Here is a 21,371-nt window from a genome sequence, read left to right as displayed (position 1 = left end):
ATCGGGGCTCGCCCGGCTTGCCCGGAGAGAGCCCACCGAGAGGTCGCCGGTGCCCACCCGGAGAGATCGTCATGACCGAGTCGTCCGTCTCGCATGATCAGGGGCGATCGGACCTCGGCGCGGATGCCGTGCGCGATCCGGCGACGACCAGACACAGAGACGACCAGACAGAGAAGGGCGGAACATGAAACAACCCTTTGAGCTCCCCGACTTCTACCTGCCGTATCCGGCCAGGCTGAACCCCAACCTGGAGACCGCGCGCGATCACACCAGGGCCTGGGCCCACGACATGGGCATGCTCGACCCCGATCTCGGCGTCTGGGACGAACGGAAGCTCGAGGCCATGGACTACGGCCTGCTGTGCGCCTACACCCATCCCGACGCCGACGCCCCCGAACTCGACCTGATCACCGACTGGTACGTGTGGGTGTTCTTCTTCGACGACCATTTCCTGGAGATCTTCAAACGGAGCGGTGACCTGGCCGGAAGCAAGAAATACCTCGACAGGCTGGCCGCGTTCATGCCGGTGCACCCCACCGGGCCTCCCGGAGAGCCGGAGAATCCGGTGGAGCGCGGCCTGGCGGACCTGTGGGCCCGCACGATCCCGGCGATGTCGGAGGTCTGGCGGATCCGGTTCGTCGAGAGCACCAAGAACCTCCTCAACGAATCCCTGTGGGAGCTCGCCAACATCAACGAGGGCCGGGTCTCCAATCCGATCGAATACATCGAGATGCGGCGCAAGGTCGGCGGAGCCCCCTGGTCCGCCAACCTGATCGAACACGCCGCCGGCGCCGAGGTGCCCGCCCCCATCGCCGGCACCCGGTCGATGCGCGTGCTGAGAGACACCTTCTCCGACGCGGTGCACCTGCGTAACGACCTCTTCTCCTACCAGCGAGAGGTCGAGGACGAAGGCGAGCTCAGCAACGGCGTGCTGGTCTTCGAGCGCTTCCTCGGCTACGACACCCAGCAGGCCGCCGACGCCGTCAACGACCTGATCACCTCCCGGCTGCACCAGTTCGAGAACACCGCCCTCACCGAGCTGCCCATGCTCTTCGAGGAGTACGGCCTGGACCTGAAGGCCCGCCTGGACGTTTTCGCGTACGTCAAGGGACTCCAGGACTGGCAGTCGGGCGGCCACGAGTGGCACATGCGCTCCAGCCGTTACATGAACGGCGGCGCCGAGGCCTCCCCGTCCGCGTGGAACGTTCCCGGTCTCGGCGGTCCCACGGGGCTGGGCACCTCGGCGGCGCGCATCAGGCTGTCCCCCGGTGTGACGGGCCCGGGGGGCGTCAGGAGCCACACCCACGTTCCGTACAGGCAGGTGGGGCCGGTGCCGCTGCCCGAGTTCCACATGCCGTTCCCCGCCCGGATGAACCCCCACGTGGACACCGCACGCCGCAACACCGTGAAATGGGTGCGCGAGATGGGGATGTTCGAATCGCTGCCGGGCTTTCCCGGGCTGGCCGTCTGGACCGAGCACAAGCTCGACACCTACGACTTCGCCATCTGCTCGGGGGCGCTCGATCCGGACGCGCCCGGTCCCCAGCTCGACCTGTCGACGTGCTGGCTCGCCTGGGGGACCTACGCCGACGACTACTTCCCCGTGGTCTTCGGGCCCCGCCGCGACCTGATCGGCGCGAAGGTGTTCAACGGGCGGCTGTCGGCGTTCATGCCGCTGGACCTCGGCGCCACCCCGGCCCCGACGAACCCGATAGAACGCGGCCTGGCAGACCTGTGGCTCCGTACGGCGGCCCCCATGCAGATGTCGGCGCGGAGCCGGTTCCGCCAGGCCGTCGAGGACATGACGGAGAGCTGGTTGTGGGAGCTCGCCAACCACATCCAGAACCGGATTCCCGACCCGGTCGACTACATCGAGATGCGTCGCAAGACCTTCGGCTCGGACCTCACGATGAGCCTGTCCCGGCTGGCCCACGGCGACGCGGTCCCGCCCGAGATCTACCAGACGAGCACGATGCGCGCGCTGGACAACTCGGCCGCCGACTACGCCTGCCTGACCAACGACATCTTCTCCTACCAGAAGGAAATACAGTTCGAGGGCGAGCTCCACAACTGCGTTCTGGTCGTCCAGAGCTTCCTGGACTGTGACCTGCGGCAGGCCGTCGACATCGTCAACGACCTGATGACGGCTCGGATCCGCCAGTTCCAGCACATCGTCGCCGACGAGCTTCCCGTCCTCTTCGAGGATTTCAACCTGGACGAGAGCGCCCGGGACGTGCTGAACGGATACGTGGCGGAGCTCCAGGACTGGATGGCAGGCATCCTGCTGTGGCACAGGGAGTGCCGGCGCTACGACGAGGCCGAACTGAGCTATCCGCTCACGGTGGCGCGACCGGTCGGCGGCCCCACCGGGCTGGGGACCGCGGCCGCGCACCTCGGATCGCTTCTCCGCGCCGGAGGCTCCCCGCAGGGAGCGGCAGTGCCGGCGATGCAGGGGACGGCGCGGGAAGCGCTGCCTGCGACGCAGGGGGCGGCGCTGCCGACGACGCGGGGCATGGCGGTGCCGGCGATCTAGGGTTCCTCCGCGAGCAGTTCCTTGAGCGAGTCGTCGATGAATTTCGTGTCCACCGGATTCTCGCCGCCCCCGGCGAAGTGACCCCACGCGCCGGGGATGACCCGCAGTTCCGCCCTCGGCATGTGGGTGACCTCCCACGCGTTGTCCTCGGGCGGGAAGTAGAGGTCCTGCTGCGCCGGCATGATGATCGCCGGCGCACGGATCGCGGCGAGCGCCTCCTCGACGCCGCCGAACCCCGGAGTTCTGCCCAGGTCCGCGTTCTGCCAGGTCCAGAGCATGGCGAGCAGGTTGTTCGCGTCGCGTTTGAGGAACAACCCCTCCCAGTAACCGACGAGGAAGTCCTCGAGGGAGCCGTAGCCGAGTGGCTCGCGTTCGTAGGTCCTCTCCCGGTAGAACTGCTGGGAGAGGCCCCAGCCCGCGTAGACGCGGGACATCGCCCGCAGTCCGATCGCCGGTTGCTCGCGGTACCAGCCGTTGTTCCACCCCGCGTCGGCGGTGATCGCGGCCTTGACGCCCTCGAGGAAGACGATGTTGTGAAGGCTGGTCTTCGCCGCGCCGCAGAAGGGAAGTATCCGCCGGACCATGTCCGGGTGACTGACCGCCCACTGGTAGGTCTGCCCGGCCCCCATCGACCAGCCCGTGACGAGCTCCAGGCGCTCGATGCCGAACCGTTCGGTGATCAGGCGATGCTGCAGTTCGACGTTGTCGTACATCGTCACCCGTGGAAACCGTGCCCGGTCGTGCGGCGGAGGGGTGTTGCTCGGTGACGAGGAGAGTCCGTTGCCGATCATGTTCGGGATGACGATGAAGTATCTCGACGGGTCGAGCGCCATGCCCTCACCGATGAGCCATTCGTTGTCCTGGTGCTGACCCGAGAACCACGTCGGATAGACGATCGCGTTGCTCCTGCCGGCGTTGAGCTCGCCGTAGGTCTTGTACGCCAGCGTGGCGCCGCGCAGCGTGGCGCCGTGCTGCAGCCGGACATCGCCCAGGTCGAAGATGTCGTAATCCATCGGAGGCCTCCTTTTCGGCCGTCGGTTCGGACCGTCCGATTCCTCCCGTCTCGCTTCTCGATCCACATTAATCTCGCCGTCGAACGAGCCCGGGGCCGCCTCGGCCCGGCCGCTCGGAGGCTCCTCGCACCGTCGCGGCCGGAGCCCGGGATTAAAGGACCTGCGAATTGTCGGTGGGACAGGAGAGGATGACCTCATCATGGTTATCCTCCCGCCTCTTCCGTTCACTGCCACGACGTCCCCGAATGGCGACATCGTGGTCTTCTACGTCGGCCCCGAGCCCCGCATGACCCCTGAGCAGGCGCTCGCGTTCGCCGACCAGCTCCGTGACCTCGTGGCCGGCACGCCGCGTCTCGGCATGGCCGAGGCGCGGGCCGGTGTGCATCAGATGTGTTGATCGTGGAGTCATCGGCCCTCGAACGCCCCGGGCGTCGAGGGCTTTCGCGTGTCACGGGGCGGCCGGAGGCCTCCGGCGGGCAGGACACCGAGCCGCCTCCGAGGTGGATGATCTCCAGGGAGGCGCGAGGTCGATCCGCATATACTTCGAAACTTGAGAAGTGCGCGAACGCCGGCCGGGGGTTGAGCCGGCTACGGACGGGATGATGCCGTTCAGAATTTCGGCAAAAAGCAGGTGATGCCGTACGTCGTGAGGGGAATCTCCGACAAAACAGCGGTTTCCCACCCCAGCACGTGCAGACGTTCGGGATGGAGGAAGGACGATGACGAGTTCCGTCGCCGACCTGAGGCGCCATTACCGCGGGCATGCCGGCCTGGTGTTGCTGCTGATGGCATGGTGGGGGTTCGGCAACCTTTACGAGGCCGTGACGGTCATTCCGTGGCTGGCCACCCTGCCCCCCGGCTCGATGGCGGGGCAGTTGGAGATCGGCAGCCCGCTGTTCTACTTCCTCCCGGTCGTGATCTTCCTTCTCGTGCTCGTCTGGGTCCTGGTGATCCGCCTGATCAGGGGCGGCGCCGACAGGATCATGCCCGGCTCGGTGAGGTCGGTCCGGGGAGCCGCGCTGCTGGTCACCCTGGCCGGGATCACCACGGCGATCCTGGTCACCACCGTCAATCCGGCCTTCCATGACCCCACCGCGACCATTGACGCCATCCGCGCGACCCTGGTGATCTGGGAGGTCGGCAACGCGCTGCGGATGACCCTCCTCGCCAGCGCCGCCGTGTTCCTGCTGGGCTGGCGGGTCAGACTGGCCGACGTCGCGCCGGTCCAGGCCGGAGCCCTGCAGATCGGAGAAGGCGGCCGATAGATCGGCCGTTCGCCGGCTCCCGGCCGGTCCCGGGCGGGTGTTCGGGCCTTGGAGGGTCCGATCGCGGTCGAGGGTCGCTCACCGGGCGGAGGCCGAGGCGAACGGGATGGAGGCCGGTTCGTCGGCAACCTGCGACGCCTGCGGGTGCTGCCAGAGCCCGCGGCCGCGCAGGATCGGCAGGACGCCCTCGCCGAACCAGTACGCCTCCTCGACGTGCGGGTGACCGGAGAGGATGAACTCGGTGATGCCCAGGCGGTGATACTCCTCGATGAGGTCGGCGACCTCGGTGTGGCTGCCCACGAGCGCGGTGCCCGCTCCTCCCCGGACCAGGCCGACCCCCGCCCAGAGGTTGGGGTAGATCTCCAGCTTGTCGCGGCTGCCGCCGTGCAGGGCGAGCATCCGCTTCTGGCCTTCCGACTCGCTGCGGGCGAGACCGGCCTGCACGTTCTCGAGGGTGGCCGCGTCGATGCCGTCGAGGAGCCTGCCGGCCTGGGCCCACGCCTGCTCGGCGGTGTCCCTGGTGATCACGTGCAGCCGGATGCCCTGCCTGAGGGTACGGCCCTCGGCCGCGGCCAGCTCGTTCACCCAGGCGATCTTCTTGGCGACCGCGGAGGGAGGCTCGCCCCAGGTGAGGTAGGCGTCGACGTGGCGGGCCGCGACCCCGCCCGCCGCGGCGGAGGAGCCGCCGAAGTAGACGTCGGGCACCGGGTCGGGCAGGCGGTTCAGCCGCGCGCCCTCGACCCGCAGGTGCTCGCCCTCGAAGTCGACCGTCTCGCCCCGCCACAGAGCCCGGACGATGTGCAGGAACTCGTCGGCTCGCGCGTACCGCGCGTCCTTCTCCAGGAAGTCGCCGTACGCGCGCTGCTCGTGGCTCTCCCCGCCGGTGACGACGTTGAGCAGCAGCCGCCCCTCGGAGTGCCGCTGGAAGGTGGCGGCCATCTGGGCCGCGAGGGTCGGGGTGACGAATCCCGGCCGGAACGCGACGAGGAACTTCAGCCGCTCGGTGCTCGCGGCGAGCATCGCGGTCGTCAGCCAGGCGTCCTCGCACCAGGCGCCGGTGGGGGTCAGCGCGCCGACGAAGCCGAGCTGCTCGGCCGTCTGCACGATCTGGCGCAGGTAGGACAGGGTGGCGGGACGGGCGCCTCCGGCCGATCCCGCGGGCAGCCCGTGGCCGCCGCCGACGATGTCGCGGCTGTCGCCGTACGTGGGCAGGAACCAGTGGAACGTCAGAGTCATCGTGATTCCCCTTTAGAGGAGGCCGTGCCGGGGCGGCAGCTGGCCGTTGAGGACGTACCGCCCGATGTGCTGGATCTTCCAGCGGGCCGGATCGTGCAGGGTGTGGGTGCGGGCGTTGCGCCAGTACCGGTTCAGGTTGAGCTCCTCCAGGCTGGAACGGGTGCCGCCCAGCTCGAAGATGGCGTTGCCCAGCTCGACCGCGACCGGGTCGACGTACGCCTTCGCGGTGGCCACCGCGATCGAGGCGGCGCCGGCCGAGGTGTCGGTCAGGTCCGCGCGGGCCGCGTCGATCGCCCTGCCCGCCGCGTCCAGCAGCGCCTCGGCGGCGCGGACCTTGACGGCGAGCTCACCGACCCGCTGGATGACCAGGGGATCGTCGGCGGCGTTCGCCAGACCGCTCTCGAACCAGGGCCTGGCCTTGGTCCGCACGAACTCGGCCGCCTCCTCCAGCGCGCCGCCGGCGATGCCCACGTCGATCGCGGCGTGCAGCAGCTGCGCGAGCGCCCCGTGCAGCTGCGGTCCGGTGAAGGTCAGGTGGTGGGGAACCACCCGGGAGGCGGGCACGGGCACGTCGTCAAGGCGTACGGTGCCGCTGGCCGTGGTGCGCTGCCCCATGCCGGCCCAGTCGTCGATCACGGTCAGCCCGGGGGCGTCGCGGGGCACGTAGGCGACGTGCAGGGTGTCGTCCTGATGCCGGGCCAGGACCGGGATCCAGTCCGCGAACAGCGCGCCGGTGCTGTACTGCTTGGTCCCGCGCAGCATGAAATCGCCGTTCGCGGAGGGGACCAGCCGGGTCCTGTAGTCCTGGACGTGCTTCGTACCGGTCTCCGACTGGGCGTTGCCAAACCTCCTGCCCGCCAGCACCTCGCCGAGGAAGAACTCGCGCTGCTCCGCGGTGCCCTGCTGGAGGAGCACGTTGACGTAGACGATGTGGCTCTGCGGGATCTGCGCGATGTTCGGGTCGGCGACGGCCAGCAGCCGGAACACCTCCGCGACGGTCCGCGCGCCGACCTCGGCTCCGCCGTACTCACGCGGCACCGTGATCGCGAGCAGACCGCTGGCCGACAGCCGGTCCAGCTCCGGACCGGGCAGGCGGCGCTTCGCGTCACGCTCGGCCGCCTCCACGGCGAACTCCGCCGCCAGGTCACGTGCCACGGCCAGTGCCTCGGCATCGTCCGCGATCACGTGCGCCACCGGCCTGCCTGGGGCGGGGAGGGGCGCGCTGTCGATGCTCATGGATGCCGTCCGTTTCTGCGTGTGACGTTACGGTTCACCGTAATCCCTGCAAAGACGGTAGGCAATATGTACTTTATTTCGCTTACGCCGGGCTACGCCTCGGCCTTGAGGCAAGATTGCCTACCGGCCTCGGGGCGGTCCATCGCGGAGAAAAGTCGAACCCGGATCGGCTGATGCGGTACCGGAGCTGAGCACGAGCCGGTCTGATCCGTCTCGGTCAAGGGCTGCTGCTCGGCAGCGGGCCGCCTGCCGTGTGGACGGTGGGCGCGGCCTCCGATCGGACGCGGGCCCGATGCCAGGCCAGAGCGGCCGGTGCGCCGACCACCAGCCCGCCCGCTCCCGCGACGGCGAGGGCCCCCATCACTCCCAGGTGGGTGGCGAGCAGCCCGCCCACGATGATGCCCAGCCCCTGGATCGCCACCAGCATCGACGATGCGAGACCCAGCACCTGGCCACGCCGCTCGGTGGGGGTGATCCGGACGAACTCCGCGTTCGCGGTGACCTGATAGGCGCTCAGCATTCCGACCAGGGTCCATAACAACAGCGACGCGACGACGCCCGGGAAGAACGCCGACGCCAGCAGCGGGAGGCTCGTGGCGAGCGCGAGCGGTCCGAGCAGCCGTAAACGGGCCGGAGTGGACACGAACCGGGTGAAGAGGAAGACTCCGAGCACGCTGCCCACCGGCATCGCGGCCATGAGCAGGCCCACCGTCGCGGTGCCCTCGTGGAGTTCGGCGGCGTACGGGGCGGCCAGTGCCTCCGGAATGACGTAGAAACCGGCGAGCATGGCGAGCGCCAGCAGGCTCCGCAGACGGCGGTCGCCGACGAGCAGGCGCAGCCCGGTCATCGGCCCGTTCCGCCGCACCCGGCCATCGGCGTCGCGGGCTCGGACGGCGGGCCTGAAACGAACGCCCCGGAACACGATCAGCGCCGCCAGCGCGAAGGCCGCGGCGTTGAGGGCGAGCGACCCGGTCGTGCCCACCGTCGCCACCAGTACGCCCCCGACCGCGAAACCGGCCAGCGAGAGGATCTGCGAGGTGAGGTGCTGGATCGCGATGCCGGCCTGGTAGACCTCGCGGGGAAGGATGTCGGGGGTCATCGCCATCTGGGCGGCCGACGTGGGCGCTTCGAGTAGTTGCGAGGCGAAGAGCAGCGCGCACAGCACCGGGAGCGGGATCGCCGGAACGGCGACCAGCGCGATCAGCACGGCTCGGATCAGCACGCACACGATGATCAGCCGCTGACGCGGGTAGCGGTCGGCCAGGCCGCCCAGCAGCGGTCCGCCGATCAGCGACGGAAGCAGGGTGAAGGCGTAGACGAGCGCCGTCACGGCCGCCGAGCCGGTGCGCTCGTAGGCGAGCACCGCCAGAGCCACCCGCCCCAGTTGGGTGCCGGTCCGCACGACCGCTACGGCCGCCCACAGCGCCCGGAACTCGGCCACGGCGAAGGCCTGCGTGAAGGCTCCCTTGTTGCCGTCGGCATCCATTGCCACCTCCATGATGTCGTCACACGCGGGGGTCGGCGGTGCCCCGCGGGGTTCACCGCCGACCAGCACGGGGGATCGGATACGCATCAGGTCACGTGGGCTCCATCGCCCGTTCACACCCCGGTGACCGACCCCGGCAGTCTCACCCGATCAGTGCCATTCGCTTCCGCGCATGCTTCTGTCTCCTCCCCGTCCGAGCTGTATTGCGCCGGTCGTTTCGTTCGGTTAGCCCCATTCGTTTCCGCGCATGGTTCTGCCTCCTCCCGTCCGAGCCGGATTACGCCGGTTACCTCACCCGTTTACATCCATTCGTTTCCGCGCATGGTCCTGCCTCCTCCCATCTGAGCCGGATCAGGCCGGTTGCCTCGTTCGGTTACTGCCAGACGATGTCGCGCATGGCTGTCTCCTCCCCGTCTCGATCGACGAAGCCGATCACCTCACCCGTTCGCACTCCCGTGATCGACCTCGACGGTCTCACCCGATCAGTTCCAATCGGTTCCGCGCATGGTTCTGCCTCCTCCCGTCCGAGCCGGATCGCGCCGGTCGTTTCGCCTGGTCAACCCCAGTTGAAGTCGCGCACGGCCGCCTCCTCCCCGTCCCGGTCGGTCCACGCGTTTACGTCCAGTCGTGACCGCGCATGGTTATGTCTCCTCCCCGTTCCGGCTCCCCGTTTCGGCCGGCCCCCGCCGGCCACCCCGCCCCGATCACCCCCTCCGGCCCGCGTACGGGCATCTCCTCCCCGTCCGAGCCGGATCGCGCCGATCGTTTCACCCGTTCATCGCCAGTCGTTGTCGCGCATGGTTGCCTCCTCCCGTTCCTGAAAGGATTGCGCCGACGGCTTCACTCGTTCACAGCCAGTCAGTGGTGCGCATGGTTTTTACCTCCCCGTCCCGGTCGGTCAACGCCGATCACCGTGCCCACGGTGCGATGCGGTGGCTTCCCCGTGCAAAGTCGTCCAGCGCTCGTATGCGTGCCCCGGTGAGGCGCTGACTCCTTATTTCTGCCAGTTCGGATTGATACACGAGCTATACGCGGTCTATGCGTTTTAGCGTCGCTCCAGGTCCGCGCGGTCTCGTTGGATCTCGGCATGGATCCGGGCTGCGCCAACGGGATCGCCCAGCTGCTCGCGGACCTCCGCCAGCAGCTCCATGACCTCGGTCCGCAGCGGCAGAGCGGTCATCCCGACGATCAACGGCAGGACGTGTTCGATCGTCTCCGCGGCTTCGGCGAGATCTCCGGCGCGTAGCCGCGCCCGGGCGACCGCCACGCGGACCTTGCAGATCATCGGCAGGATCCCGCAGCGGGCGGCGTGCTCGGACGCGAGGACGAGCTGGGCGCGGGCCTCCCCGTGGTCGCCCGCGTCGATGGCCACCTCCGCCAGGCCGAGCCGGGCGAGCGTTCCTCCCGAGGCGTCCCCCACGTGCTCCACCATCTGGGCGACCGGCAGGAACGCGGCTCGCGCCTCATCCGGTCGCCCCAGTTTCCGGTAGACCTCACCGAGCCAGAGCAGCACGGTCAGCCGCCGCCATTCATTCTGGCCTTCCGCCGCCACGGCGAGAGCCTCCTCCAGGTACGGCAGAGCCTCACCGGGGCGCCGCTCGGCCAGATGGATCTGACCGATGCAGCGCAGGGCCAAGGCCACTCCATCGTGGTCTCCCACCGTCTGGAAGAACTCGTGCAACCGCTGATAGCGCCGAAGGGCGGCGGCGTGCTCACCGCGCAGGCGCTCCAGGGTCCCGAATTTCTGCCCGACGTCGGCCAGTCCGTGTTCGTCCCCGAGCTCGGCGAAGATCTGTTCGGCCTCCCTGAGCATCGGTTCGCCCTCGTCCACGGCGCCGAGGAATACGCGCAGCTCGCCGGAGGCCGCCATGACGAGCGCCTCGGCTCGTCTGTCGCCCGACTTCCGCGTGGCCTGGCGGGCGATCGAGAGCATCGCCCGGTATTCGCCCGTGTAGGACTGGACGTCATAGAGCCAGCTCCCCACCATGGCGATCCGCCAGCACTCGTTGAAGAGGCCGAGCTCCGACGTCTGCCGTATGACGCCGGCAAGTGTCGCCCGCTCCACCCCGAGCCAGGTCACCGCGTGGCCGGCGGCACGGGCCAGGCTCGTTTCGTCGACCTCGACGGTCAGCTCCCCGGCGAGGCGGGCATGGTAGTCGCGGCCCCAGTTGGCGGCGCGAGCCTCGGTGGCCAGCCGGAGCAGATGCCGGGCGGCCGAGGCGACCGTGGAGACCGCGTCGGCGGCGCTCTCCTCATCGGCCATCCGCTCCCTGCAGTAGGCGCGCACGAGATCGTGCAGGCCGTACCGGACCTGCCCGGTGCGATCCACCCCGATGACCTGCATCAGATGGATGTCGGTCAGGCTCTCCAGCATCTCCTCGGCGTCGGCCCGGTCCTCACCTCCGACCGCGACGGCCAGCCAGGGCGTGGCCTCGGGAACGTCGAGAAAGGCCAGCCGCCGGAGCAGCCGCCGCTCCGGCTCGCTCAGGCCCTGGTAGCTCAGGTCGAGGCTGGCCCGGACGGCGAGACCGGAGTAGGTGAGCTCGTCCAAGCGGCGATGCTCGTCGGTGAGCCGCTTGGCCAGTTCGCCGATGCCGTGATGCGGTCGCGCGGCGAGACGCGCCCCCGCGATGCGCAGCGCGAGCGGCAGCCCGCCGCAGAGCCTCGCCACCTCGCGGCTTCCGGCGTCATCGGCCGCGACGAGGCCGGCTCCGGCGATCCGGCTCAGCAGCGTGACCGACTCCTCGTCGTCGAACGGGCGCAGGCCGATCGGAGGTTGCGCCCCGAGACCGGTCAGCCGTCTGCGGCCGGTCACCAGAACGGCGCAGGTGGCGGCACCGGGCAGCAGGGGTCGCACCTGAGTCTCGTCCATCGCGTTGTCGAGCACCACGAGCGCGCGCCGGTTGGCGAGCAGGGTCCGGTAGAGCGCGGAGCGCTCGTCACAGCTCTCCGGGATCGTCCCGGGGTCGACACCCAGCGCGCGCAGGAAACCGGCGAGCACCTCCCCGGGGTCCGCCGGGTGTGTGTCCGCGCCACGTAGGTCGACGAAGAGCTGGCAGTCCGGGTAGTGCTCGCGGACCCGGTGCGCGACATGCACCGCGAAGACGGTCTTTCCGACGCCCGGTGGACCGGTGACCGCACAGATCCGCGGTACGGCCTCCGGCACACCGGTCAGGGTCCGCAGGGCGACGGCGAGTTCCTGATCCCGTCCGGTGAAATCGGCGGTATCGGCCGGAAGCTGAGCGGGCGCCTCGCCCGGTGACGCCCTGCGGGCGCCCACCGTGACCTGGGGCGCGGAGAGGTCCAGCGACGGATCGGCCCGCAGGATGGCCTGCTCCAGCTCGACCACCGCGTGGCCGGGGTCCAGGCCGTGCTGTTCGACGAGCGTCCGGCGCAGGTTGCGGGCGAGATCGAGGGCGTCGATCCGGCGGCCGCTCCGGTAGAGGGCCAGCATGAGCTGCGCGCGCAGCCGTTCCCGCAGCGGGTGGCTGCCCACCAACCCCTGAAACTCGCTGATCACCGTGCCGTGCCGTCCCAGGGCCAGTTCGGCGTCGATCAGCCCCTCCACGCAGGCGAGCCGCTTCTCCTCGAGATGGGCCCGGACCGACTCCACGTATGCTCCGGAGGCGTCACTCAGCGCCGGGCCGTTCCAGAGCCCGAGACCTTGACGGAGCAGCCGGACGACGTGCTCGGGATCCTGCTGTGACCGGGCCTGTCTCTCGCAGGCTTCGAACAGGGCGAGGTCCAGATCCTCGGTGCCCGCCTGCAGCGCGTAGCCGCCTCGGACCGAGGTCACCGTTTCGAGGCCGAGAGTCCGCAGCTCGCTGCGGATCGCGTGGATGCCCGAGTAGATCTGGGCGCGGGCCGAGGACGGAGGCGCGCCGTCCCAGAGGGCGTCGATCATCGCCTCCGATGGGACGACCCGACCGGCGTTGAGCAGCAGGAAGCCGAGCAGCCCCCGCCGCTGGGACCGGCCGAGCGTGCGTACGTCGTTGTTGTGCCGCACCCTGACCGGGCCGAGGATCGTGAATCGCACGATGTCTCTCCGCCCCGGACCACCCGACGGCATCACGAATGCCGCAACGATCATTATCTTCGCGGAAGAGCCCCTCGACGAAAAGGGCATACCGGGCTGTTGTCGTCGGAGGCGCCGGAAATCCGCAGAACATCGCCCGGCCGGCATCGACGGGGATGGCGGCGTGAAGACACCGTGGCAGCCCCTTCGACCGGTTGAGGGCACCGAGCCGTTCGGGGGATGGAGGCGCGGTGGCGGATCGGCCGTGCGCCGTGCTTCCCGCCGAAGGAGGGCGCGGCCGAGTGATCCGCCCCGTCCGCTATCGGGCGACGGGGGTGCTCAGGGCCAGGTCGAGTGCGTGCTCGACGTGAATGCGGGTGGAGTCGAACACGGGAACCGGGCTGTCCTGGGGGCCGACGAGCAGGGTGATCTCGGTGCAGCCGAGGATGACCCCCTGGGCGCCGCGCTCGGCCAGGTCGGCGATGATCCGCCGGTAGGCGGTGCGGGAGGAGTCCTCGACCCGGCCCTGGGTGAGCTCCCGGTAGATGACGTCGTGCACCAGCGTGCGGTCGGGCTCGGCCGGCACCAGCACCTCCAGGCCGTGCTCGCGCATCCGGGACCGGTAGAAGTCCATCTCCATCGTGAACCGGGTGCCCAGGAGTCCGACGGTCGTGAGGCCGGCCGCGGTGATCCGCTCCGCCGTGCTGTCGACGATGTGGATGAAGGGCACGCCGATTCCGGCCTCGATCACCCCGGCGACCAGGTGCATGGTGTTGGTGCAGAGCAGGACCATCTCCGCCCCTGCCCGTTCGAGGGTCCCTGCGGCCTCGGCCAGCAGCCGTCCCGCGGTCTCCCAGTCGCCCGCGCGCTGCAGGGCCTCGATCTCGGCGAAGTCCACGGTGAGCAGCAGGCTCCGGGCGCAGTGGTGGCCGCCGAGGCGCCGCCGGGTCTCCTCGTTGAGCAATCGGTAGTACTCGGCCGAGGACTCCCAGCTCATGCCGCCGATCAGGCCGATGTTCCGCATCACGGGCCCGTGGTGACCGTTGCCTGAGTCCATGGGTGAACCCGCCCTTCTTGGTGATACCGGAACAATACTCACGGCATGGGCTTGAGCCGCCCGCTCGCCCTCGCCTGTCGCCAGGTTGCCGGCAGGACGAGGACCGCCGCCAGGACCAGTGACACCAGGGCGACGACGTAGCAGGCGACCAGATACCAGGGCACCCTGACGGGGAAGGCCTCCCCGGTGCACGGATGGGTGCCGGGCATGTAAATCGCCACGAACAACCCGCATGCCAGTACGGCGCCGACCGCCGAGACGGCCGTGGTCGTGGCCCTGCGGGGCCCGCGCAGCAGGAGCCCGGCCAGGACGACCGGCAGCAGGAGCGTGGCGCAGAACAACAGGTCCCTCGAGGTGCTCTCCAGGGCGGAGGGGCCGGCGTACGACGCGTAGCAGGTATATCCGAAGCTCTCCCTGCCGACCCCGAAGGAGCTCAGGATCACCGGCCCCGAGGCGGCCAGGACCGCGCCGAAGCGGAGCGCCTCCGCCAGCGGGGATCGCGCCCCCAGTGTCTGAGCCATGGTGTCCTTTCTGCCTTCGTCCCCCGAAAACAGATCAATCCGGGCGACAGTAGCGGACAGCCGCCATGCCGTGACCACGTCGGTGGCCAGAGCATCGAGGTCGACGAGCCCCCGGAACGGATCCCGGTCTTCGCCCTCTCCGGCGCTCGGCTACCGCCGATCCGACAGCGGGCGGGGATCTCGTGCATCCGGGTTCTGGCGAGCCGTCTCACCGGCCGGGCCGGCGTCTACTGTCGGGAGCCTCGCGTATCCATGGTCTGATGAGCCGTATCACCGGCCGGGCCGGTGTCTAGGAGTCGGTGACGGCGCCGCGGCTCCACGCCCAGGCCGCGATGCCGACCCGGTTGGCCGCGCCGAGCTTGCGCTGGACGTTCGCGACGTGGGTCTTCACCGTGCCGGGGCCGATGAACAGCTCGGCGGCGATCTCGGCGTTGGTACGGCCGTGGGCGACCAGGCGGGTGACCTCCAGCTCTCGATCCGTCAGCGGTTCGGTGAGTGGGGACGGAGCGGCGGGCACGCGCAGGTGGGCCAGCAGGCGGACGGTGACCTGCGGGCTGATCAGCGTGTCACCGGCCATCGCCGCACGGACGGCCTCGATCAGCAGTGCCGGGCCCGACCGTTTGAGCAGGAAACCGCAGGCACCGTTGCGCAGCGCCGCGTGCACGTACTCGTCAAGGTCGAAGGTCGTCACGACGATCACCCGGGTCTGCCCGGACAGCAGCCGGGTGACCTCCAGCCCGTCGAGTTTCGGCATGCGGATGTCGGCGAGCACCACGTCGGGCCGCAGATGCCGGGCCAGGTCGACGGCGGCGCGGCCGTCGGCGGCCTCTCCCACCACGGTCATGTCGGGCTGGGAGTCGAGGATGAGCCGGAACCCGATCCGTACGTCCTCCTGGTCGTCGGCGATCAGGATCCGGGTGGTCATGCGGGCTCCCCACGGTCGGCGGCCGGACGGCTCACGGGTGCGCCGCCGCGCCGGGACTCCCGGCGCGGGCGGACGGGAAGTGGACGGAGGGGCAGAAGCGCCTCGACCCGCCAGCCGCCCGGCTCGGCCCCGGACGACAGCGAGCCGCCGAGTATCTCGACCCGCTCGGTGAGCCCGACCAGGCCGAAGCCGCCGCGCCCGGCCGCCTTCGAGTAGCCGCCGCCGTCGTCGGTGACCAGTACGCGGACCGACTCCTCCACGCGAGCGACGGTGACCCCGACGGAGGTCGCCTCACAGGCGTGGCGGCGCACGTTGGTGAGCGCCTCCGTCACGACCCGATAGACGGTGGCGGAGGTCTCCTTGGAGAGGTGCCGCTCCAGGCCGGGCTCGACCGAGAGGTCCACCCGCACCGACGGGGAGTAGCCGCCGACGAGCCGGGCCAGGCCGTCGACTCCGGGCAGCGGCTCCGCCACGCCCGATCCGGTCTCGTCGGCTCCGTGGAGCATCTGGACGGTCCGATCCATGGCGGCCAGAGCGCGTTGACCGGCCTCCTCGATGCGCCGTAACGCGTCGGCCACCTGCGGCGGGAGCGGTCCCGGCACAAGCTGGGCGGCCTGCGCCTGCACGAGGATCCCGCTCACGTCGTGGGCGACGAAGTCGTGCAGGTCGCGGGCGAGCACGAGCCGCTGGGTCCGCCTGGCGTCGGCCACCGCGCGGCGGCGGCCGTCGTCCAGGAAGCGGGCGTAGAGACCGGTCCCCGTCGCCGCGATCGAGAGGAGGGACCAGCCCGCGCAGGCTCCGATGGCGGTCATGAGGTCGCCGGGCCAGAGCGCGCGCACGAGCATCAGCGCGACCGCGCCTCCCGCGAGTCCGGCGGAGACGACGGCCTGGGGGGCCGGCGCGCGCCTGACGGCCACGAACGTCAGCACGAGCAGGGGTGGTGCCTCGACCAGCATCCAGGGGGCGGTGTCGTCCTGCCATCCACCCAGCGGATGCGCGACGGTGATCGCGATCGAGACGGTCCCGGCCGCGGCGGCCGGCCACGAGGGCGGTACGCGCGGCACGAATGCCACGATCATCGCGGCGAGCGCCAGGAGTACGGCGACCAGGTGCATGGATCGACTCTATGGGGATGCCCTGCCACGGGAAATCCACCAAAAGGGGGACGGATCGCGGTGCCCGCCGGGCGGGATCCACCGAACGGCAGATGGGCCCGGCACCCTCCGCCGCTCAACGCTTGAGCCATGGAAACGACGATGGACGATCGGAAGGCGACCGCCCGATGGCCACGCTGGGCGGCGTACGCGGCAGGCGCGTGGTCGCTGGTCTACGGCGGGCTCGGGCTCTACTGGGCGCTGGGCGGCGCGGGTTTCCCCTTCGGCGAGGGCGACATCCCCGACGCGAGGGCGGAGTCGCTGCTGGGCGGCGCGACGGCCGCGGGCACCGCGCCGGTCATCGCGGCACTCGGGTTCGCGGGCGCGGTGCTCGCGCTGGTCATGGCCCGGGTACGGCTGCGCGGCGCGGCCCGCGCCGCGGTGCTCGCGACGGCCTGGCTCGCCGCGTGGACGCTCGTGGCGCTCATCCCCGACGGCCGAATCATGATCGCGGTCGGCTACGCTCCGATCTTTCTGGTCGGGCTGCCGTTCGGCTGGCCGGACGTCGACTACTTCGGGCTCGCGCTGCCGTGGCCGGTGCTGAATCTGATCGTCTGCCTGGGCGGAGGGCTGCTGTGGACGGGCGCGGCGCTGGCCTTCCAGCGACGTACCGGTGACTCCTGCGGCGGCTGCGGCCGTTCGGAGCGCGGGACCGCCACCTGGACGGCCCCCGCCTCGGCGGCCAGGTGGGGGCGCTGGGCGGCCTATACGGCCTTCGCCATCCCGCTCTTCTACGCCGTGGTCCGCTGGGCGTGGGCGCTCAACATCCCGCTGCTGTTCTCCAAGGAGGATCTGCGCTGGCTGCACGAATCGGGTCTGGTGTGGGGAGGGGCGGGGCTGGCGACGTTCGCGGCGGTCGGCGGAGTGCTCACGCTCGGGCTGGTGCACCGCTGGGGCGAGGTCTGGCCCCGCTGGATGATCGGCCTGGCGGGCAGGCGGGTGCCGCCCGCCCTTCCGATCACCCTCGCGTCGGTCGTCACCGCCGTGCTGCTGTCGGCGGGCATGCAGGCCGTGCGCACAACGGACTGGACCGACCCGGCGGCCTGGCTGAGCAGCCCGATGGCGTACTGGCCGATCTGGGCCGTGGCGCTCGGCGTGGCGACGCTGGCCTACTACCTGCGCAGGCGGGGCAGGTGCCACTACTGCGGGCTGGTCTGAGCGTCGAGCCCGGCTGCGGCGCCGCCGAATACCGCCGAACTCGCCTCGGCGGTATTCGGCGGCGCCGCCGGGGAATCCGGAGCGCAACGGACCGTCCGGATCAGGCCGTCCAGACCGGACCGTCCAGGCGGGCCCGGCTCGGGCGAGGTCTCAGGCGAAGTCCTCGGGAGTGAACTGCTTGGGCTCGACCAGGACCAGCCAGTTTCCCGTGTTGTCGCGCATGACGGCCTCGACGCCGTACGGCCGGTCCGACGGCTCCTGCAGGAAGGTCACGCCCTTGGCGTTCAGCTCCTCGTAGGTCTTGCGGCAGTCGTCGACCCGGAGTCCGAGGCCGCCCATCTCGCCCTTCTCCAGCTGACGCCGGACGAAGGCCGCGGCCTCGGCGTCAAGCGGCGGCCCGGGCGTCGCCAGGGTGACCTCGATCTCGGGCTGACTGGGGTGGCCGATGGTGACCCAGCGAAAATCCCCGCCCATCGTGACGTCGGAGCGGGGTTCGAAGCCCAGGTTCTCAACGTAGAAGTCTCGCGTCTTGTCCTGGTCGAGGCAGTAGACGGTGACCAGTGAGATGTTCGTAATCATGTGAACACCGTAGGCGACGTCGCCCGGCCGGTGCTTCTCTCAGATTGCGCGATCCGGCTCATCGGCGATGGGCCCCGTCGTGCCACGGGGATCCAGCGCTCCACGCATGAACAGGAAGCACCCGGGGATGTGCGGGCCGCCCCGGGCGGCCCAGCGGTTGCGGTACGCGGTGGGACTCTCGCCCACCAGCTGGGCGAACCGCGACGAGAACGACCCGAGGCTGGCGAACCCGACCAGCATGCACACCTCGGTCACCGTCAGGTTGGCGACCCGAAGCAGGTCCTGGGCGCGCTCGATGCGGCGGCGGGTGAGATAGCGGATCGGGGTCTCCCCGTATGCCGCCTCGAAGCTGCGGGCGAAGTGGAACTTGGACACCCCCGCGACCGCCGCGAGCTGGTCGAGGTTCAACGCCCGCTGGTAGTGACGGTCGATGTGATCACGCGCCCGGCGGAGGTGAGGGAGCAGTTCGACGGTTACGGCTCGAGTCATCGTCCCTGTCACGCATATGAGGGTATGCGACGACCGGGATTCCGTGATGGGACAGGATACGGGGGTGATCGATGACCTTGAACTTGCCCAGCGTGCGGCTCTGGTGGGCGCGGAGATCGGCCTACGATACTTCGCGCACGTGCGCGGCCTGCCGCAGGAGCTGAAAGCCGACGGCTCGGTGGTGACGGAGGCCGATCGCACGGTCGAGCACGAGGTTCGCCGGGTCCTGCTCGACGCGCGGCCCGAGGACGCGTTCCTGGGGGAGGAGACCGGCGAGCACGGACGGGGGCGCCGGCGCTGGATCCTGGACGGGATCGACGGCACGGCGGTGTTCGTCCAGGGCGACCGGCGCTGGCAGACGCTCATCGCGCTGGAGGAGGACGGCCGGATCACCGTGGGCGTCGCGGTGCTTCCCGCCCGGGGGCAGATGTGGTGGGCGCGGCGCGGAGCCGGGGCGTTCGTCGCCGACTTCGACGGCGCCGTGCTGGGGGAGGCGCGTCGCCTGGCGGTCCGCGACAGTCGGGAGGGGTTGTCCGGGAGCGGGCTCGGGATCGTGCCGCCGGTCGAGTCGCTACCGGCGGCACGCCGCGATCTCATCGAGGGCCTCGCCTCGGCCGCTCGTCCCCGTGAATGGGAGTGGGCGCATGCCGCTCTCCTGGTGGCCGCGGGCGAGCTTGACCTGGCGGTGCAGGTGGGCGGCAAGGTGTGGGACTACGCTCCGCTGTCGTTGATCGTCGAAGAGGCCGGCGGCAGGTTCGGCGGGGTGGGCGGGGAAGGTCATCCGGTGGAGGGGACCGCGCTGTTCTCCCGATCGGATGATCTCCATCGGGCCGCCCTCGCCCTGCTTCTCTGAACGGTGGTCCGTACGGGACGGGAGAGCCCACGGGGCCGGCGGCGGCCCCGTACGGGGTCAGGGCGTCTCCGTGGCTGCGTCGACCGGGCCCGGTGTACGGCGCGGGCCGGAAAGCTCACGGTACCGAGACGTCTCCGTGGCTTTGCCGGGGATTTCACTGCAGGTCATGAAAGATCGACAGGTTGGTGAGTGGCGCAGCCGATCGGTGCCGGGAAGCGCCGGTGACCGCCGTCATCCTGTCCGTCGCTGTGCCTTCTCCTGCGGACCCGCACGATCGACGCGTAGAACGGGAAGTCTCACGATGATCAGACTCCGTACGGCCGCCCTGGTCGCCGTCCTCTCCGGAGTAGCCGTCGCGGCCGCCCCCGGCATGGCCTTCGCCGACCACGGCAGGCCCGGCAGGGGCCACGACGCCTTTGACCTGCAGGCTCACCGGGGCGGGCTCGGCCTGGTGGTGGAGAGCACCATCGACTCCTTCACCAACGGCCTGAAGGTGGGCGTCAGCACGCTCGAACTGGACATCCAGATCACCAAGGACGGCAAGGCGGTCGTCACCCACGACCGCAAGGTGGACGGCAAGAAGTGCCAGGACACCGGCCCCGTGTCCGCCGACGACGCCGGCTACCCCTACGTCGGCAAGTACATCAACACCCTCACCCTCGCGCAGGTCAGGACCCTCGACTGCGGCTCCAGGACGTTGCCGGACTTCCCGGCACAGCGCCCGGCGCCCGGCGCCCGCATGCCGCTGCTCAGCGAGGTGTTCGACCTGGTCAAGAGCTACCGTGCGGACGACGTCATGCTGAACGTCGAGACCAAGGTGGAGGCGGGCGCGCCGAGCGAGACCGCGCCTCGTGAGCAGTTCGTCCAGGTGGCCGCCAGGGAGATCCGGCGGGCCCGCATGATGAGGCAGGTGACGATCCAGAGCTTCGACTGGGGTTCCCTCATGCGGATGCGCCAGGTAGAGCCGCGGCTGCCGCTCGTGGCGCTCACCGACTTCACCTTCCTCCAGACGGGACAGCCAGGCGCGTCGCCGTGGCTGGGCGGGATCGACATCGACGACTTCGGCGGTGACCCGCTGAAGGCCGTCAAGTCCTTCGGAGCCGGCGCGTTCTCGCCGGTGCACGGATTCCCCCAGAACGGGAAGGTGACCGATCCCGGCTACCAGCCCTACGTCACCAAGACGATGGTCGACGAGGCGCACCGCCTCGGGATCAAGGTGATCCCGTGGACCGTCGACGACGAGCCCACCATGAACAAGCTCATCGACGACGGTGTCGACGGCCTCATCACCGACTACCCCGACCGCCTGCGTACGGTGCTCGCCTCGCGGGGCTTCAAGCTGCCCAAGCAGTATCGCCGCGCACGGGGCTGATCGTCTTTCCCGCACGCCTGCGCGGCCTCCGCGGCCGCCCGGCACCGAAGGGTCCCGGTGCGCACCGGGACCCTTCGTCATACGGGTCATGCCGCCTTGGCTTGGGGAAGCACCATCTTTTGGCTGAATGCGCTTTCACTAGTTTCGTTTCGAGATACCGTCCAAGCGCGGAGACATGCGGTGCGGGCAGTGACCCCTTCTCGGTGATGTCTCGTCACGGAGCATTCAGCTCGCGTGGGTGCGGTGGGCGTCTCGGGAAGCCCTTAAGAGGTCCCAACAAATGATCTCTGCCCGTACCCGGGCAGGCTGGCGAACGTCGATCTGCGCGTAAGGGTGAACAGCCGCCGTGGATCGTGCCGCACGAGTTGTGGGAGCGGATCGAGCAGCTGCTGCCGAAGGTGGAGCGGCAGCGCCGCCCTCGGGTCGTAAGCGAACGGCCCCGCCGCCGCACCCCGCACGGCTCCGGGCTTGGTACGCGT

17 protein-coding genes are annotated in these 21,371 nt (G+C 70.0%); 6 read left to right on the top strand and 11 right to left on the bottom strand.

Features of this window, described 5'->3' with window-relative positions:
• The first annotated feature begins 184 nt into the window (after positions 1-184).
• Positions 185-2,533, top strand: a complete 2,349-nt coding sequence (locus DKM19_RS36340; RefSeq protein ID WP_110702120.1) for a family 2 encapsulin nanocompartment cargo protein terpene cyclase — start codon at positions 185-187, stop codon at positions 2,531-2,533.
• Here the strand turns inward: DKM19_RS36340 and DKM19_RS36335 are convergent.
• A complete protein-coding gene (locus DKM19_RS36335) occupies positions 2,530-3,546 on the bottom strand; it encodes an alpha/beta fold hydrolase (RefSeq protein WP_110702118.1) in 1,017 nt (338 codons plus the stop codon). The two genes, DKM19_RS36340 and DKM19_RS36335, sit on opposite strands and share 4 nt — an antisense overlap.
• Before the next feature lie 199 nt (positions 3,547-3,745).
• On the opposite strand from DKM19_RS36335, the gene DKM19_RS36330 reads away from it, so the two are divergent.
• Together DKM19_RS36330 and DKM19_RS36325 are read left to right on the top strand one after the other, a co-directional pair.
• Entirely contained in the window at positions 3,746-3,943 is a 198-nt protein-coding gene (locus DKM19_RS36330; protein ID WP_110702116.1) for a hypothetical protein, read from the top strand.
• Positions 3,944-4,265: 322 nt separating this feature from the next.
• A complete protein-coding gene (locus DKM19_RS36325; RefSeq protein WP_110702114.1) occupies positions 4,266-4,811 on the top strand; it encodes a hypothetical protein in 546 nt (181 codons plus the stop codon).
• Between the two features lie 78 nt (positions 4,812-4,889).
• Here the strand turns inward: DKM19_RS36325 and DKM19_RS36320 are convergent, their stop codons facing one another.
• From DKM19_RS36320 to DKM19_RS36285, 8 genes are all read right to left on the bottom strand, one after another.
• Entirely contained in the window at positions 4,890-6,047 is a 1,158-nt protein-coding gene (locus tag DKM19_RS36320) for an LLM class flavin-dependent oxidoreductase (protein WP_110702112.1), read from the bottom strand.
• Between the two features lie 12 nt (positions 6,048-6,059).
• Positions 6,060-7,283: an SfnB family sulfur acquisition oxidoreductase gene (locus DKM19_RS36315; protein ID WP_110702110.1), complete on the bottom strand. Its 1,224-nt coding sequence runs from the start codon at positions 7,281-7,283 to the stop codon at positions 6,060-6,062.
• Positions 7,284-7,500: 217 nt separating this feature from the next.
• Positions 7,501-8,856 carry an MFS transporter gene (locus DKM19_RS36310; RefSeq protein ID WP_110702108.1) on the bottom strand — a complete coding sequence of 452 codons (1,356 nt, stop codon included), beginning with the start codon at positions 8,854-8,856 and terminating at the stop codon, positions 7,501-7,503.
• A 958-nt stretch (positions 8,857-9,814) separates the two neighbouring features.
• Positions 9,815-12,805, bottom strand: a complete 2,991-nt coding sequence (locus tag DKM19_RS36305) for a BTAD domain-containing putative transcriptional regulator (protein ID WP_162642025.1) — start codon at positions 12,803-12,805, stop codon at positions 9,815-9,817.
• A gap of 298 nt (positions 12,806-13,103) precedes the next feature.
• A complete protein-coding gene (locus DKM19_RS36300; RefSeq protein WP_239513770.1) occupies positions 13,104-13,841 on the bottom strand; it encodes an aspartate/glutamate racemase family protein in 738 nt (245 codons plus the stop codon).
• A gap of 38 nt (positions 13,842-13,879) precedes the next feature.
• Complete coding sequence (locus tag DKM19_RS36295; RefSeq protein WP_110702104.1) at positions 13,880-14,362, bottom strand: hypothetical protein; 483 nt, start codon at positions 14,360-14,362, stop codon at positions 13,880-13,882.
• Between the two features lie 289 nt (positions 14,363-14,651).
• Positions 14,652-15,287, bottom strand: coding sequence for a response regulator transcription factor (locus tag DKM19_RS36290; protein WP_110702102.1), 636 nt, complete (start codon positions 15,285-15,287; stop codon positions 14,652-14,654).
• Positions 15,284-16,402 carry a sensor histidine kinase gene (locus DKM19_RS36285; protein WP_110702100.1) on the bottom strand — a complete coding sequence of 373 codons (1,119 nt, stop codon included), beginning with the start codon at positions 16,400-16,402 and terminating at the stop codon, positions 15,284-15,286. Before DKM19_RS36285 ends, DKM19_RS36290 begins: the two co-directional genes overlap by 4 nt.
• A gap of 141 nt (positions 16,403-16,543) precedes the next feature.
• Between DKM19_RS36285 and DKM19_RS36280 the strand changes: the two genes are divergently transcribed.
• On the top strand, positions 16,544-17,599 hold the full coding sequence (locus DKM19_RS36280) for a hypothetical protein (protein ID WP_204358391.1): 1,056 nt from the start codon (positions 16,544-16,546) through the stop codon (positions 17,597-17,599).
• Positions 17,600-17,749: 150 nt separating this feature from the next.
• Here the strand turns inward: DKM19_RS36280 and DKM19_RS36275 are convergent, their stop codons facing one another.
• A complete protein-coding gene (locus DKM19_RS36275; RefSeq protein WP_110702096.1) occupies positions 17,750-18,178 on the bottom strand; it encodes a VOC family protein in 429 nt (142 codons plus the stop codon).
• A gap of 39 nt (positions 18,179-18,217) precedes the next feature.
• Positions 18,218-18,667, bottom strand: a complete 450-nt coding sequence (locus DKM19_RS36270) for a helix-turn-helix domain-containing protein (RefSeq protein WP_110702094.1) — start codon at positions 18,665-18,667, stop codon at positions 18,218-18,220.
• Between the two features lie 64 nt (positions 18,668-18,731).
• Between DKM19_RS36270 and DKM19_RS36265 the strand changes: the two genes are divergently transcribed.
• Positions 18,732-19,520, top strand: a complete 789-nt coding sequence (locus tag DKM19_RS36265) for an inositol monophosphatase family protein (protein ID WP_204358390.1) — start codon at positions 18,732-18,734, stop codon at positions 19,518-19,520.
• Positions 19,521-19,821: 301 nt separating this feature from the next.
• The gene (locus DKM19_RS36260; RefSeq protein WP_110702090.1) at positions 19,822-20,892 is read left to right on the top strand and encodes a glycerophosphodiester phosphodiesterase family protein; all 1,071 of its coding nucleotides are present in this window, start codon (positions 19,822-19,824) and stop codon (positions 20,890-20,892) included.
• The last annotated feature ends 479 nt before the right edge of the window (positions 20,893-21,371 follow it).

The organism is Streptosporangium sp. 'caverna' (assembly GCF_003203775.1).
GTDB classification, from domain to species: Bacteria; Actinomycetota; Actinomycetes; order Streptosporangiales; family Streptosporangiaceae; genus Streptosporangium; species Streptosporangium subroseum.
Note: the sequence above shows the minus strand (reverse complement) of the source record. Positions and strands in the feature narration are given on the sequence as shown.